General features: G+C 62.9%; 9 protein-coding genes, 4 tRNA genes, 1 rRNA gene and 2 pseudogenes. All 16 read right to left on the bottom strand.

The features are described from left to right. Positions 1-13: 13 nt before the first annotated feature. The 16 genes and pseudogenes from rpsL to rrf all read right to left on the bottom strand — a co-directional run bounded on the left by rpsL (position 14) and on the right by rrf (position 15,574). Positions 14-388, bottom strand: a complete 375-nt coding sequence (gene rpsL, locus Q427_RS13525; RefSeq protein WP_010626462.1) for a 30S ribosomal protein S12 — start codon at positions 386-388, stop codon at positions 14-16. Positions 389-536: 148 nt separating this feature from the next. Beyond that, positions 537-4,755, bottom strand: a pseudogene (rpoC, locus tag Q427_RS13520) (DNA-directed RNA polymerase subunit beta'). Between the two features lie 11 nt (positions 4,756-4,766). Continuing rightward, positions 4,767-8,844 (bottom strand): annotated as a pseudogene (gene rpoB / locus Q427_RS13515) (DNA-directed RNA polymerase subunit beta). Between the two features lie 233 nt (positions 8,845-9,077). After that, a complete protein-coding gene (gene rplL, locus Q427_RS13510; protein WP_043514695.1) occupies positions 9,078-9,446 on the bottom strand; it encodes a 50S ribosomal protein L7/L12 in 369 nt (122 codons plus the stop codon). Positions 9,447-9,535: 89 nt separating this feature from the next. Further along, entirely contained in the window at positions 9,536-10,039 is a 504-nt protein-coding gene (rplJ, locus tag Q427_RS13505; protein ID WP_043514693.1) for a 50S ribosomal protein L10, read from the bottom strand. Positions 10,040-10,354: 315 nt separating this feature from the next. Then, the gene (rplA, locus tag Q427_RS13500; RefSeq protein ID WP_043514689.1) at positions 10,355-11,047 is read right to left on the bottom strand and encodes a 50S ribosomal protein L1; all 693 of its coding nucleotides are present in this window, start codon (positions 11,045-11,047) and stop codon (positions 10,355-10,357) included. Positions 11,048-11,049: 2 nt separating this feature from the next. Continuing rightward, positions 11,050-11,481, bottom strand: a complete 432-nt coding sequence (gene rplK, locus Q427_RS13495; RefSeq protein ID WP_043514686.1) for a 50S ribosomal protein L11 — start codon at positions 11,479-11,481, stop codon at positions 11,050-11,052. A 238-nt stretch (positions 11,482-11,719) separates the two neighbouring features. Further along, positions 11,720-12,253, bottom strand: coding sequence for a transcription termination/antitermination protein NusG (gene nusG / locus Q427_RS13490; protein ID WP_043514683.1), 534 nt, complete (start codon positions 12,251-12,253; stop codon positions 11,720-11,722). Between the two features lie 8 nt (positions 12,254-12,261). After that, positions 12,262-12,630, bottom strand: a complete 369-nt coding sequence (gene secE / locus Q427_RS13485) for a preprotein translocase subunit SecE (protein ID WP_043514680.1) — start codon at positions 12,628-12,630, stop codon at positions 12,262-12,264. A 71-nt stretch (positions 12,631-12,701) separates the two neighbouring features. Further along, positions 12,702-12,777, bottom strand: a tRNA-Trp gene (locus tag Q427_RS13480). Between the two features lie 141 nt (positions 12,778-12,918). Further along, positions 12,919-12,993: transfer RNA gene (locus Q427_RS13475), tRNA-Thr, on the bottom strand. A 61-nt stretch (positions 12,994-13,054) separates the two neighbouring features. Further along, a tRNA-Gly gene (locus tag Q427_RS13470) sits at positions 13,055-13,128 on the bottom strand. Between the two features lie 49 nt (positions 13,129-13,177). Next, positions 13,178-13,261 (bottom strand) — tRNA-Tyr (locus tag Q427_RS13465). A gap of 116 nt (positions 13,262-13,377) precedes the next feature. Continuing rightward, the gene (locus tag Q427_RS13460) at positions 13,378-14,217 is read right to left on the bottom strand and encodes a type III pantothenate kinase (RefSeq protein ID WP_043514677.1); all 840 of its coding nucleotides are present in this window, start codon (positions 14,215-14,217) and stop codon (positions 13,378-13,380) included. Beyond that, complete coding sequence (locus Q427_RS13455; protein WP_043514674.1) at positions 14,214-15,197, bottom strand: biotin--[acetyl-CoA-carboxylase] ligase; 984 nt, start codon at positions 15,195-15,197, stop codon at positions 14,214-14,216. Before Q427_RS13455 ends, Q427_RS13460 begins: the two co-directional genes overlap by 4 nt. A 261-nt stretch (positions 15,198-15,458) precedes the next feature. After that, a 5S ribosomal RNA gene (gene rrf / locus Q427_RS13450) occupies positions 15,459-15,574 on the bottom strand. Positions 15,575-15,611: the final 37 nt, after the last annotated feature.

Here is a 15,611-nt window from a genome sequence, read left to right as displayed (position 1 = left end):
MGCACCGAGTCGATCAGGACTTCGGACGCTTGGTGCCGTACTTGGAACGGCCCTGCTTGCGGTTCTGCACGCCGGAAGTGTCGAGGGCGCCGCGAACGGTGTGATAACGCACACCCGGCAAATCCTTGACACGGCCGCCGCGGATCAGCACGACAGAGTGTTCCTGGAGGTTGTGTCCCTCACCACCGATGTAGGACGACACCTCGAACCCGTTGGTCAGACGCACGCGGCAGACCTTACGCAGGGCCGAGTTCGGCTTCTTCGGGGTGGTGGTGTAGACGCGGGTACAGACACCGCGCTTCTGCGGACAGGCCTGCAGCGCCGGCACGTCGCTCTTGGCGGCGGGGCGCTTGCGCGGCTTGCGCACGAGCTGATTGATCGTTGCCATGTTGTGTAGCTGACTCCAATGGTTGCCTTGCCTTTCAGCGGACGCGGGCACACCCACCCCACTGTTAAAGGCTGCGCATTCTAATGTCTAGCGGGGTCGGGCGTCAAGCCGGGAGCATCGCTCAGGGCCTGACGCCTTCCCACGCCGTCTACAGGTCGTCGTCGTCCGAGTCCAGCGCGGTGAGCTGGGCGCCCAGTTCCTGCTCGACATCGAAGGCCGACGGGTGGAGCAGACGCTCGGTGTCTTCACGCCGGCGGCGACGCTCCTGGTGATGGGCCAGGCCGGTTCCTGCCGGAATCAGACGGCCGACCACCACGTTCTCCTTCAGGCCGCGCAGGTAATCGCGCTTGCCGGTAACCGCCGCCTCGGTCAACACCCGCGTGGTCTCCTGGAAGGAGGCCGCGGAGATGAACGACTCGGTGGCCAGGCTGGCCTTGGTGATGCCCAGCAGCACGCGCTGGTACTTGGCCGGGAACTTCTCGGCCTTCTCCAGGCGCACATTCTGCTCCAGCACCCGTACCAGCTCGACCTGATCACCCGGGATGAAGTCGGAGTCACCGGAGTCAGTGATCTCGACCTTGCGCAGCATCTGACGCACGATCACTTCGATGTGCTTGTCGTTGATGCCCACGCCCTGGAGGCGGTAGACCTCCTGGATCTCGGCGGTGATGTACTTGGCCAGCTCCGCCACGCCCAGCAGCCGCAGGATGTCGTGCGGGTTGCTCGGGCCGTCGGAGATCACCTCGCCCTTCTCGACGCTCTCGCCCTCGAAGACGGCGATCTGGCGCCATTTCGGGATCAGCGCCTCGAACGGATCGTTGCCGTCCTCGGGAGAGATCGTCAGGCGACGCTTGCCCTTGGTCTCCTTGCCGAAGCTGATGACGCCGCTGACCTCGGCGAGGATCGCCGGCTCCTTCGGCTTGCGCGCCTCGAACAGGTCGGCCACGCGGGGCAGACCACCGGTGATGTCCTTGTTGGCGGACGCCTCCACCGGGATCCGCGCGACGATCTCACCGATGCCGATCTTGGCACCGTTCTCCACCGAGACGATGGACTTGCCGGGCAGCAGGTACTGGACGGGCGTATTCGAACCGGTGACGCTGATCGGCTCGCCGGCTTCGTCGGTGAGCAGGACCATCGGGCGCTTTTCACGTCCGGCCTGGGGACGCGCGGCGGACTCGATCACCTCGATGGAGGAGAGGCCGGTCATCTCATCCACGCTGCGGTGAATGGTCATGCCCTCGTCCATGTCGGCGTAGTGCACCTTGCCCTCGACCTCGGCAATGATCGGGTGGGTATGCGGRTCCCACTTGGCCACGGCCTGGCCGGCATCCACGGCGTCGCCATCCTTGACGGAAAGCTCGGCGCCGTAAGGCAGCTTGTAGTACTCGCGCTCACGGCCATGGTCTCGGCGACAGCCAGGGCGCTGGAGCGGGAAACCACAACCAGCTTGCCGTCGGCGCGCTCGACGAACTGATGTTGTGCAGCCGCACCGCGGCCGCATGCTTGACCTGGACGCTGTCCACCGCGGAAGCACGGGATGCCGCGCCGCCTATGTGGAAGGTCCGCATGGTCAGCTGGGTACCGGGCTCACCGATGGACTGGGCGGCGATGACACCCACCGACTCGCCAATGTTGACCTGATGGCCACGGGCCAGATCGCGGCCGTAGCAGCAGGCACAGACGCCGTGTGCGGACTCGCAGGTGATGGCACTGCGTACCACGACCTCGTCGACGCCCATGGTGTCGAGATGCTCGCACCAGGCTTCGTCGAGCAACGTGCCCTTCTCGATCAGCACCTCGTCGGTGGCCGGATCGATGACGTCCTGGGCCACCACACGACCCAGCACGCGCTGGGCCAGGGAGACGATGATGTCGCCCCCCTCGATGACCGGGTGAAGCGTCAGGCCGCGCTCGGTACCACAGTCGGTCTCGGTGATCACCATGTCCTGGGCCACGTCGACCAGGCGGCGGGTCAGGTAACCGGAGTTGGCGGTCTTGAGTGCCGTATCCGCCAGGCCTTTCCGTGCGCCGTGGGTCGAGATGAAGTACTGCAGTACGTTCAGGCCTTCACGGAAGTTGGCGACGATCGGTGTCTCGATGATCGAGCCGTCCGGCTTGGCCATCAAGCCACGCATACCCGCCAGCTGGCGGATCTGGGCGGCACTACCTCGGGCACCGGAATCGGCCATGATGAAGACGCTGTTGAAGGAGTCCTGCTCGACCTCGTTGCCATCACGGTCGATCACGGTCTCCTTCTCGATTCCGCGCATCATCGCCTTGGCCACCTTGTCGTTGGCCTTGGACCAGATATCGATGACCTTGTTGTACTTCTCGCCGGCGGTGACGAGGCCCGAGGAGAACTGATCCTCGATCTCCTTGACCTCGGCCTCGGCCGCGTCGACGATCTCGACCTTGGCATCCGGGATGACGAAGTCGTTGACGCCGATGGAGGCACCGGACCAGGTCGCCATGCGGAAACCGGTGTACATCAGCTGGTCGGCAAAGATGACGGTCGGCTTGAGGCCGGCACGACGATAGACCTCATTGAGCAGCTTGGAGATCGCCTTCTTTTTCATCGGCTGGTCGACCAGCTCGAAGGGCACGCCGTCGGGCAGGATGCGGAACAGCAGGGCACGACCAGCGGTGGTGTCGTAGATACGCCGCTGGGTGCTCTGCTCGCCGGTCTCTTCGTCGATCAGCACCTCGGTGAGGCGCACCTTGACCCGGGCATGCAGTGACACGCTCTGGGTACCGAAGGCACGCTCCACCTCGTTGAGGTTGGCGAACACCATGCCCTCGCCCTTGGCGTTGATCTTCTCGCGGGTCATGTAGTACAGGCCCAGCACCACGTCCTGGGACGGCACGATAATCGGATCGCCGTTGGCCGGTGACAGCACGTTGTTGGTGGCCATCATCAGCGCCCGCGCCTCAAGCTGGGCTTCCAGGGTCAGTGGCACGTGGACCGCCATCTGGTCACCGTCGAAGTCGGCGTTGTAGGCGGCACACACCAGCGGGTGCAGCTGGATCGCCTTGCCTTCAATCAGCAGCGGCTCGAAGGCCTGGATGCCGAGACGGTGCAGGGTCGGCGCCCGGTTGAGCAGCACCGGATGCTCGCGGATGACCTCGGCGAGGATATCCCACACCTCGGGCAGCTCGCGCTCGACCATCTTCTTGGCCGCCTTGATCGTCGAGGCGTACCCCTGCGACTGCAGCTTGGAGTAGATGAACGGCTTGAACAGCTCCAGTGCCATCTTCTTGGGCAGGCCGCACTGGTGCAGGCGCAGGGTCGGACCGACGGTGATGACCGAGCGGCCGGAATAGTCGACGCGCTTGCCCAGCAGGTTCTGACGGAAACGCCCCTGCTTGCCCTTGATCATGTCAGCCAGGGACTTCAGCGGCCGCTTGTTGGAGCCGGTAATGGCCCGGCCACGACGGCCGTTGTCCAGCAGAGCATCGACCGCTTCCTGGAGCATGCGCTTCTCGTTGCGCACGATGATGTCCGGCGCATTGAGGTCGAGCAGACGCTTCAGGCGGTTGTTGCGGTTGATCACCCGGCGATACAGGTCGTTGAGGTCGGAGGTGGCGAAGCGGCCACCGTCCAGGGGTACCAGCGGACGCAGGTCCGGCGGCAGCACCGGCAACACCTCCATGACCATCCACGCCGGCGCATTGCCGGAGTTGTGGAAGGCTTCCAGCAGCTTGAGCCGCTTGGAGAGCTTCTTGATCTTGGTCTCGGAATTGGTCTGCGGAATCTCCTCGCGCAGCCGGTCGATCTCCTCCGGCAGCTCGATGTCCTTGAGCAGCGCCTGGATCGCTTCGGCGCCCATGCGGGCGTCGAAGTCGTCGCCAAACTCCTCGAGGGCCTCGAAGTACTGCTCGTCGTTGAGCAGCTGGCCACGCTCCAGCGTGGTCATGCCCGGATCGATCACCACGAAGCTCTCGAAGTAGAGCACCCGCTCAATGTCACGCAGGGTCATGTCCAGGAACATGCCAATGCGTGACGGCAGCGACTTGAGGAACCAGATATGCGCGACGGGGCTGGCCAGCTCGATATGGCCCATGCGCTCACGACGCACCGCCGCCTTGGTCACCTCGACGCCGCACTTCTCGCAGATGATACCGCGGTGCTTCATGCGCTTGTACTTGCCGCACAGGCACTCGTAGTCCTTCACCGGGCCGAAGATCTTGGCACAGAACAGGCCGTCCCGCTCCGGCTTGAAGGTGCGGTAGTTGATGGTCTCGGGCTTCTTGACCTCACCGAAGGACCAGGAGCGAATCATGTCCGGCGAGGCGAGCGAGATCTTGATCGCATCGAACTCTTCGGACTGTGACTGCGATTTGAGGACTTTCACCAAATCTTTCATGGAGTCGGCTCCTAGCTCTCTAACTCGATATCGATGCCCAGCGAACGGATTTCCTTAACGAGTACGTTGAAGGATTCCGGCATGCCGGCATGCATGGTGTGGTCGCCGTCCACAATGCTCTTGTACATCTTGGTGCGACCTTCCACGTCGTCGGATTTCACCGTCAGCATCTCCTGGAGGGTGTAGGCCGCGCCGTAGGCTTCCAGCGCCCAGACCTCCATCTCCCCGAAGCGCTGGCCACCGAACTGCGCCTTGCCGCCCAGCGGCTGCTGGGTGACGAGCGAGTAGGAGCCGGTGGAGCGCGCGTGCATCTTGTCGTCGACCAGGTGGTTGAGCTTCAGCATGTACATGTAGCCCACCGTGACCGGCCGATCAAAGGCGTCGCCGGTACGCCCGTCGTACAGGGCCATCTGTCCGGAATCCGGCAGGTCGGCCAGGCGCAACAGATCCTTGATCTCGCTCTCCTGGGCGCCGTCGAACACCGGCGAGGCCATCGGCACGCCGCTGCGCAGGTTCTTGGCCAGGGCGATGATGTCATCGTCGCTCAGGGTGTCGAGATCCTCGACTCGGGTTCCTGTGGTCGAGTTGTAGACCTTGCCCAGGAACTCGCGGATCTCGGCCACCTGCTGTTCGCGGGCATCACGCAGCATGCGGTCGATCTTCACACCCAGCCCTTGTGCCGCCAGACCCAGGTGGGTCTCCAGAATCTGCCCCACGTTCATCCGCGAGGGTACGCCCAGCGGGTTGAGGACGACGTCCACCGACACACCGTTGTCGTCGAAGGGCATGTCCTCGACCGGCATGATGGCGGAGATGACGCCCTTGTTACCGTGACGGCCGGCCATCTTGTCACCCGGCTGGATGCGACGCTTGACCGCCATGTAGACCTTGACGATCTTGAGCACGCCTGGCGCCAGGTCATCGCCCTGGGTGAGCTTGCGCTTCTTGTCCTCGAAGCGCTCCTCCATCTCGCGGCGGCGATTCTCCAGCTGCTCGTCGGCCTGGGCCAGCAGTTCGTTGAGGGACTCTTCCTGCAGGCGCAGCTTGAACCACTGCTGGCGCGGCAGCTCCTCCAGGTAGCTCTCGGAGAGCACATCGCCCTTCTTGAGCTTGGGCCCGCCGTGCACCACCTCGCCATTCAGCGTGCGCTTGAGGCGCTCGAAGGTGGCATCCTCGGCGATACGATAGGTCTCCTGGAGATCCTTGCGCACCTCGTCGAGCTGCATCTGTTCGATGGCCAGGGCGCGCGAGTCCTTCTCCACGCCGTCGCGGGTGAAGACCTGCACGTCGATGACGGTACCCTTCATACCGGTGGGGGCACGCAGGGAGGTGTCCTTCACGTCGGAGGCCTTCTCGCCGAAGATCGCGCGCAGCAGCTTCTCCTCGGGCGTCAGCTGGGTCTCGCCCTTGGGCGTGACCTTGCCCACCAGGATGTCACCCGGGCCGACTTCGGCACCGATATAGACCACACCCGCCTCGTCCAGCTTGGAGAGCGCCGACTCGCCGACGTTGGGGATATCGGAAGTGATCTCCTCCGGCCCCAGCTTGGTGTCGCGTGACACACAGGTCAGCTCCTGGATGTGGATGGTGGTGAAGCGATCTTCCTGCACCACCCGCTCCGACAGCAGGATCGAGTCCTCGAAGTTGTAGCCATTCCAGGGCATGAAGGCGATGCGCATGTTCTGGCCCAGGGCCAGGTCACCCATGTCCACGGACGGGCCGTCGGCCAGGATGTCGCCACGTGCCACGCTGTCGCCAGGGCGCACGATGGGCCGCTGGTTCATGCAGGTGTTCTGGTTGGAACGCGTGTACTTGGTGAGGTTGTAGATGTCGACGCCGGCCTCACCGCCGATGATCTCGTCCTCGTTGATACGCACCACGATACGCTTGGCGTCGACCGAATCGATCACGCCGCCACGACGCGCCACGGCGCAGACGCCGGAGTCACGGGCCACGAAGCGCTCCATGCCGGTACCCACCAGCGGCTTCTCGGCACGCAGGGTCGGCACCGCCTGGCGCTGCATGTTCGAGCCCATCAGGGCGCGGTTGGCATCGTCGTGCTCGAGGAACGGGATCAGCGCTGCGGCAACGGAAACCACCTGACGCGGCGACACATCCATCAGCGTCACCTGCTCGGGACGCATGAAGGTGGTCTCGCCCTTGTGGCGCACCTGAACCAGGTCGTCGTCCAGCTTGTTGGACTCGTCCACGGCAGCCGAAGCCTGGGCGATGACGTAGTCGCCCTCCTCAATGGCCGAAAGGTGTACCACATCGTCGGTCACCTGGCGGTCAACCACTTTGCGGTACGGCGTCTCGAGGAAGCCGTAGCTGTTGGTGTGACTGTAGGTAGCCAGGGAGTTGATCAGGCCGATGTTGGGCCCTTCAGGGGTCTCGATGGGACAGAGACGACCGTAGTGCGTGGCGTGAACGTCGCGCACCTCGAAGCCGGCCCGCTCGCGGGTCAGACCGCCCGGCCCAAGCGCGGAGACGCGGCGCTTGTGGGTAACCTCGGAGAGTGGATTGTTCTGGTCCATGAACTGGGAAAGCTGGCTGGAACCGAAGAACTCCTTGACCGCCGCCGCAACGGGCTTGGCGTTGATCAGATCCTGGGGCATCAGGCTCGCTCTCGGCCATGGAGAGACGCTCCTTGACCGCACGCTCGACGCGCACCAGGCCAACGCGGAACTGGTTCTCGGCCATCTCGCCGACGCAGCGGATGCGCCGGTTGCCCAGGTGATCGATATCGTCGACTTCGCCGAAGCCGTTACGGATATAGATCAGCTCCTTGAGCACATCGAGGATGTCACGGTTGTCGAGCACACCGGAGCCGGTATCACCATCACGGCGCAAGCGACGATTGAACTTCATCCGACCGACGCCCGACAGGTCGTAGCGGTCCTCGGTGAAGAACAGGTTGTGGAACAGGGTCTCGGCGGCTTCCTTGGTGGGCGGCTCGCCGGGGCGCATCATGCGGTAGATCTCGACCAGCGCCTCGAGCTGCGAGCCGGTGGTATCCAGCCGCAACGTGTCGGAGATGAAAGAGCCGCAGTCGAGATCGTTGGTGTAGAGCGTCTCGATGGTGGTGATGCCGGCCTGCCCCAGCTTCTCGAGCAGCTCGGGGGTGATCACGGTATTGCAGGGGCAGATCAGCTCACCGGTGCTGGAGTCGACCTGATCCCGGGCCAGCGTCTTGCCGAACAGGTAGTCCATCGGCACGTCGAGGCGCTCAAGGCCGGATTTCTCCAGCTGGCGGATATGCTTCTGGGTGATGCGCCGACCTTCTTCGACGATCAGGTTGCCTTCGGCGTCCTTGATATCGAAGGTGGCGGTCTCGCCGCGCAGGCGCGACGGCACCAGCTCCACAGAGAAACCCGATTTCTCGATGTGGAAACTGCTGGTCTCGAAGAACTCTTCGAGAACTTCCTCGGCGGTCAGCCCCAGGGCACGCAGCAGCACCGTCGCCGGCAGCTTGCGGCGGCGGTCGATGCGCACGAAGACGTTGTCCTTGGGATCGAACTCGAAGTCGAGCCAGGAACCGCGATAGGGAATCACGCGGGCCGAGTAGAGCAGCTTGCCGGAGGAGTGGCTCTTGCCCTTGTCGTGGTCGAAGAACACACCCGGCGAGCGATGCAGCTGGGAAACGATGACCCGTTCGGTCCCGTTGACCACGAAAGTCCCGTTCTCGGTCATCAGGGGGATTTCCCCCATGTAGACTTCCTGCTCCTTGATGTCCTTGATGGCCTTGTTCGAAGAGTCCCGATCATAGATGATCAGACGAACCTTGACCCGCAGGGGCGCCGAGTAGGTAACGCCACGCAGCTGGCACTCCTTGACATCGAAGGCCGGCGTGCCGAAACGGTAGCTGACATACTCGAGCGCGGCGTTGCCGGAGAAGCTCTCGATCGGGAACACGGACTTGAAGGCCGCGTGAAGCCCGCTTTCGAGGCGCTCATCGGGAGCGCGGTCCTGCTGGAGGAAGTCGTAATAGGAATCAAGCTGGATCGCCAGCAGGTAGGGCACATCCATCACTTGGGGCAGTTTGCCGAAATCCTTGCGGATGCGTTTTTTCTCAGTGTATGAGTAAGCCATCTGTATTCCCCAGCTTGTTCACCATGGGTGACCGATGCGTGGTCGGCGCCACCCGACGGGCTCGACCCCGTCAGGCGCTGACGGCAAGCTCCCCAGAGGGTAGCTCGCCGTCGGGATTCTTCTAACAGTGCTGCAACGGCAGACTGCTAGTGCAACAGAAAAAGGCCGGCAGCGGGAGGGCCCGCCACCAGCCGTGGAAGCTTACGCAGCGCGTGAAGCCATGGGCACAAGGATTACTTGAGCTCCACGCTCGCGCCGGCTTCTTCCAGCTTCTTCTTCGCCGCTTCGGCGTCGTCCTTGGACAGACCTTCCTTGATGGTCGCCGGTGCGCCGTCGACGGCACCCTTGGCTTCCTTCAGGCCCAGGCCGGTCAGTTCGCGCACAGCCTTGATCACGTTGACTTTCTTCTCGCCAGCGCTGGTCAGGACCAGGTCGAACTCGGTCTGCTCTTCTTCGACTTCACCAGCGGCAGCCGGGCCAGCCATGACGGCGGCGGCGGCAGAAACGCCGAACTTCTCTTCCATCGCTTCGATCAGCTCGACAACTTCCATGACGGACATGTCGGCGACGGCGTTGATGATGTCTTCTTTGGTCAGTGCCATTTTGGTCTTCCTAACTTTGCGGGAGCCTCGGCGCGCCGAGCGCTCGTCTGTTCAGAGTTCGATTCAGGCTACAGGAGCGAGTTCGCCGATCAGGCGGCTGCTTCCTGCTTCTGGTCGCGCAGGGCGGCCAGGGTACGAACCAGCTTGCCGGCAGATGCTTCCTTCATGACGGACATCAGCTTGGCGATGGCCTCGTCATAAGTCGGCAGCGTTGCCAGTCGATCGATGTCGCTTGCCGGAATCAGCTCACCTTCGTAGGCCAGCGCCTTGACTTCAAAGTTCTGATCCTGCTTGGAGAACTCCTTGAACAGGCGGGCGGCAGCGCCCGGATGCTCGGTGGAGAAAGCCAGCAGTGTCGGACCGATGAAGCTCTCATTCAGGCATTCCCACTGGGTGCCTGAGAGGGCGCGGCGTGCCAGGGTGTTGCGGACAACACGGATCTGCACGCCATTCTCGCGGGCCTGCTTGCGCAGGTCGGTCATCTTCTCGACCGTGACACCACGAGAATCGGCAACTACGACGGAGAGTGCGCCCTTGGCCGCTTCACTGACCTCGGCAACAATCGCCTTCTTGCCTTCGAGTGCTAGTGGCACAGTGATCACTCCTTCGTGCCGGAACCTCGCTGCGCGGGCTCCGGGGGTTACCATTTCTTCCATAGACCGCCTCGCGACGGCTTCAGGAAGTCCCGGGTGATGGTGCTCACCAGCGATCTGGCGGCCACACCATCTGCGCAGGCACCCCATGCCGGGGACATTAAGCCGCCACTCGAAAGCGGCGGCGCCTGCGGTCTTTGACGGCGCCCCGCACACCCTGCCTGGCAAGGTGTCTGGGGACCGCAAAGTTCTTGCAAACTGCACTTGCTGCTCGCTGCCGGCATCGGAGCCCGACAGCAACGACTCTCGCCTCGCTTACGCCAGCGCGGAGTGGTCGAGGGTCAGACCCGGGCCCATGGTAGTGGACAGGGTGACCTTCTTGAGATAGACACCCTTGGAGGTGCTCGGCTTGAGACGCTTCAAGTCAGCGACCAGCGCTTCCAGGTTGCCCTGAATGGCGGCCGCATCGAAGTCGACCTTGCCCAGGGTGGTATGAATAATGCCGTTCTTATCGGTACGGAAACGCACCTGGCCCGCCTTGGCGTTCTTCACCGCGGTGGCGACGTCCGGGGTCACGGTGCCGACCTTGGGGTTGGGCATCAAGCCGCGCGGGCCGAGAATCTGGCCCAGCTGGCCGACAACGCGCATGGCGTCCGGCGAGGCGATGACCACGTCGAAGTCAAGCTGACCCTTCTTGACCCGTTCGGCCAGATCGTCCATGCCGACGATATCGGCACCGGCTTCCTTGGCGGCATCGGCATTGGCACCCTGGGTAAAGACGGCAACGCGCACGTCCTTGCCGGTACCGTTGGGCATGACGGTGGCGCCGCGCACGACCTGGTCGGATTTGCGCGGATCGACGCCCAGGTTGATGGCAACGTCGAGGGATTCCTTGAACTTGACGGTGGACAGCTCATTGAGCAGTGCCACGGCCTCTTCCAGGGAGTACGCCTTGGCCGGATCGACCTTCTCGCGAATCACCTTGGCGCGCTTGGACAGTTTAGCCATGATCAGAGACCCTCCACGTTCAGGCCCATGCTGCGGGCGCTACCAGCAATGGTACGCACAGCGGCGTCGAGATCGGCAGCCGTCAGGTCCGGCTCCTTGGTCTTTGCGATCTCCTCGAGCTGCTCGCGGGTCACGGTGCCGACCTTCTTCTTGTTCGGCTCACCGGAGCCGGACTTGATCCCAGCCGCCTTCTTCAGCAGGACGGCCGCAGGCGGCGTCTTGGTGATGAAGGTGAAGCTGCGGTCGGAGTAGACGGTGATGACCACGGGAGTCGGCAGACCCGGCTCGATTTCCTGCGTGGCCGCATTGAAGGCCTTGCAGAACTCCATGATATTGACACCGTGCTGACCCAGCGCGGGGCCCACGGGGGGACTCGGGTTGGCCTTACCGGCTGCAACCTGCAGCTTGATGTAAGCCTGTACTTTCTTGGCCATGTGTAGACTCCAGTTGGGTAGTAGCGCCTCGGAAAACACCGCTCAAATGTCTGCGCGGACGAATCGCTGCGTTGCGCGCTGCTCGACAGCCTCACCTAGTACTACCTAGGCTCCGGTGTCTGCGCTGCGTGCGCCTTGCGCTTCATTCCGCTCGCCAATTTGTTCAGCGTCCTCCTTGTGGCTCCCCGGGTTATAGGACCGCCTCGGCGGCCAGACAGCAGATGCCGGGCCGAGAGGATTACTCCTTCTCGACCTGGGCAAATTCCAGTTCGACCGGTGTCGCCCGACCGAAGATCAGCACGCTGACCTGAAGGCGACTCTTGTCGTAGTTGACTTCCTCGACCACGCCATTGAAATCGGCGAAGGGGCCGTCGACGACGCGCACGGACTGCCCCGGCTCGAAGATGGTCTTGGGACGCGGCTTGTCGGTACCGTCCTTCACCCGCCGCAGGATGGCATCGGCCTCCTTCTGGGTGATCGGCGCCGGCTTCTCCTTGGTACCACCGATGAAGCCCATGACACGCGGCGTCTCGTTGACCAGGTGCCAGGTGGCGTCATCCATTTCCATCTCGACCAGCACGTAGCCGGGATAAAACTTGCGCTCGCTCTTGCGGCGCTTGCCGTCCCGCATCTCGACGACTTCTTCGGTCGGCACCAGGATCTCGCCGAAGCGGTCCTCCATGCCATACATCTTCACGCGCTCCAACAGGGAGCGCATGACATGCTTCTCGAAGCCGGAGTAGGCGTGGACGACGTACCAACGCTTGGACATGAAAACTCCTAACCGATGACGCCGGACATCGCCCAGCCAAGAAGGGTGTCGATCAGCCACAGCATCAGACCGACCACCAGCACGGCGACAAGCACGATAGCCGTGGTCTGCACGGTTTCGGGGCGGGTCGGCCACACCACCCGCTGAATCTCTTTCTTGGCACTCTTAGCCAGCTCGGCCAGCTCGCGCCCCTTGGAAGTAGTCAGCGCCATGACCGCGGCAGCGGCACAGAGGACGACGACACCCAGCACGCGGTAGAGGATGGCCTGGTCGGCAAAGTAGGTATTACCCACGACAGCCACGGCCAGCAACGTGACGACCACCGCCCACTTGAGCCCGTCGTGGCGCGACTCCTGCACCTCGGCGTTATGTTTCATGAAAACGTGACTCCTCAGGGTGCGGCAATCGAATCATGTATCTAGTAGATGGGTGCCAACCTGGGGGAGGTTGGCAGGCCAGGAGGGAATCGAACCCCCAACCTGCGGTTTTGGAGACCGCTGCTCTGCCAATTGAGCTACTGGCCTGTATCTGATGCGCGCAACCCCTTGCAGGCAGCATGCACAACAGCGGGCGCCATGATAGCGAAGGTATCGCCTGGTGACAACCCCTTCCGGCACTTCCGAGCCGGAAAAGAAAAAGGCGAGCCTTGGCTCGCCTTTTCTGTTTGGAGCTCATGGACGGATTTGAACCGTCGACCTCACCCTTACCAAGGGTGTGCTCTACCCCTGAGCTACATGAGCAAAACCCTCTGGCACATCTTGCATGCCCCGCACCGATCATCACGATCAGCACTTGCCATACTGGAGCGGGCAGCGGGGATCGAACCCGCATCATCAGCTTGGAAGGCTGAGGTTCTACCATTGAACTATGCCCGCCCACCCACTCTGGCAGCCGAATCGCCAAAGTCGATCACGGCATGAAACTTGGTGGAGGGGGAAGGATTCGAACCTTCGAAGCTTTCGCGGCAGATTTACAGTCTGCTCCCTTTGGCCACTCGGGAACCCCTCCAGCTGGCGGCTCATTCTACCGCCTCCACGCGCCGTGTCAAGTGCTTATTTATCAGCAACTTGCCCGAAGAACCTCCAACCGGAAGCACCCTCAGCCGTGGAACGCGCTGCATTGTGTCAAAGCAGCATGGAGAAAGCAAGGCCTGCACGGATTTTTTCCAGACCTGCCGGCTGGGGCACCCGTGGCGCGCCCGACATACGCCCGGCTCGCTCGGCGGCAGTCAGCGGGAAGCACGCCTCCAGCCCCCCGTACACCATGTCCGGCCATACCGCATGAGGGGACTGCATACCACGGGAGACGACCCGGGCGTCCCCACCCGTGAGCAACATCGGCAAGGCCACCCCCTCCCGGTCGCACACCTCCGAGTAGATCCGGTTGATGGCGCTGACCGCCGCCATATAGATGCCGTGATTGACCGCCTCGACGGTACGCTGTCCGGGCAGCAGCAGCTCCTCCGCTTCACTGTCGGGGTCGATAGCCACATTGCGGGTACCCAGCTTGAGGCTCTCTTTCATCAAGCGCAGTCCGGGTATGATATACCCCCCCAGATGCCGGCCACCGGGCAATACGAAGTCAACGGTGATGGCACTGCCGCAATCCACCGCGCAGCAGCCCCCTGCCAACTGGTAGCCCGCCAGCACCCCCATCCATCGGTCCACACCTAGCCGATGAGGGTCCTCATAGCCGTTGACGACGCCGAGCGCCTCCGGGGTAGAGCGCGCCACATGCACGCCTCGCACTCGGCTGTGCAGCAGCGCCACGGTCTGCTCCAGAACCACTTCTCGAGCCACGCTGGAAATTCGCACCGCCTCGACCACATCCAGGTCGGGAATGTCGGACCCGGGCTTCCACTCTTCCCGGGTCCAAACGGCACCACGGGAGCGAATCTCGCTACTATCGGCATCCTTCAGACGCCACTTGGACAGCGTATTACCGATATCCAGGTCAAGAATCATGAGCGGCCACGCACGCTAATCTCGCCCCCAGCCAAGCGCTCACGTCGCCCATCCTTCCGAATCCAGAGGTTGCCCGACTCATCAACGCCTTCAGCCGTCGCCACCAGGCTCTGTCCGCCCCGGAGCACATCGATATCACAGCCGCCAAACGCATGCCGGGCATTCCATTGGTCACGCCAGGCAGCAAAGCCCAGGCGCTCATAGTCGGCGAGGAGCGGAAGGAGCTCATCAAGCAGTTCATAGGCCAAGTGGTTGCGAGATAGCCCCGGCGCTTGGTCGTGCACCGCCGCGACCGGCTGCCCGATCGCCTCACGAAACTCCTGGGGCAGGCTGACATTGATTCCCATGCCGATCACGACTTCGCAGGGACCTGCGGCATCGCCGCTGATCTCCACCAGGATGCCGGCAAGCTTGCCCAGCCGGCCCTCGACGCTCTCAAGGAGCACATCGTTGGGCCACTTTAGCTTAGGGGCAACCCCGTGCCGCTCCAGCACCTGTGCCAGCACTACCCCCACGGCCAGGCTGAGCCCCTCCAAGGCCACGACACCGGAGTCGAACCGCCAGCCAAGCGACAGCATGAGCGCGCGTCCCCAGGGAGTCGACCAGGTACGTCCTCGGCGCCCACGGCCTTCGCTCTGCTGCTCCACCAGGCACACCTCACCATGCCCGGCACCCTGGTCGAAGCGCTGGCGGATGAACGCATTGCTAGAGGGCAGGGTCTCCTCAATGAACAGGCGAGCGAGATGTTGCCGACCCTGTCGTGACAGTCCAGCCACGATGGCTCCACCATCGAGCAGCTCCAGTGGACCTGAGATGCGGTACCCCTGCCCCTTGACGGCTTCCAGAGGGATGCCCAGCGCCTCGAGCTTCTTCAGCTGTTTCCATATCGCCGTACGCGATACGCCCAGCCGCTCGCCCAACTGCTCGCCTGAGTGAAACTCCCCATCACTCAGCAGGCGGATCAGATCACCGATGGTCATGCCCTGTGCCCCAACCGGGAAAAGGCCCATTCTAGCGGAACTGCAGCAGGCACTGCACTGATCACAAAAAGAAAAACCCCAGCTTCTTTCGAAACTGGGGTTTTCTCGGAATAAATGCCTGACAAGGCGAAGCCCCGACCAATGGCCGGGGCTTCTGAATAAGTGCCTGACGATGATCTGGCCGGCACTCCGGGACTCTCCATGGGGAGACCCCCAAACGGCGAAACCCAGCCTCTTTCGAAGCTGGGTTTCTGAATAAATGCCTGACGATGACCTACTCTCGCATGGGGAGACCCCACACTACCATCGGCGCTGAACGGTTTCACTGCTGAGTTCGGCATGGGATCAGGTGGTTCCCGAACGCTATGGTCGTCAGGCAAAACTGGTTGGAATCATGCTGGCGTGATCGTCTCG

The organism is Halomonas sp. BC04 (assembly GCF_000568385.1).
This window is presented reverse-complemented; position numbering and strand designations above follow the sequence as displayed.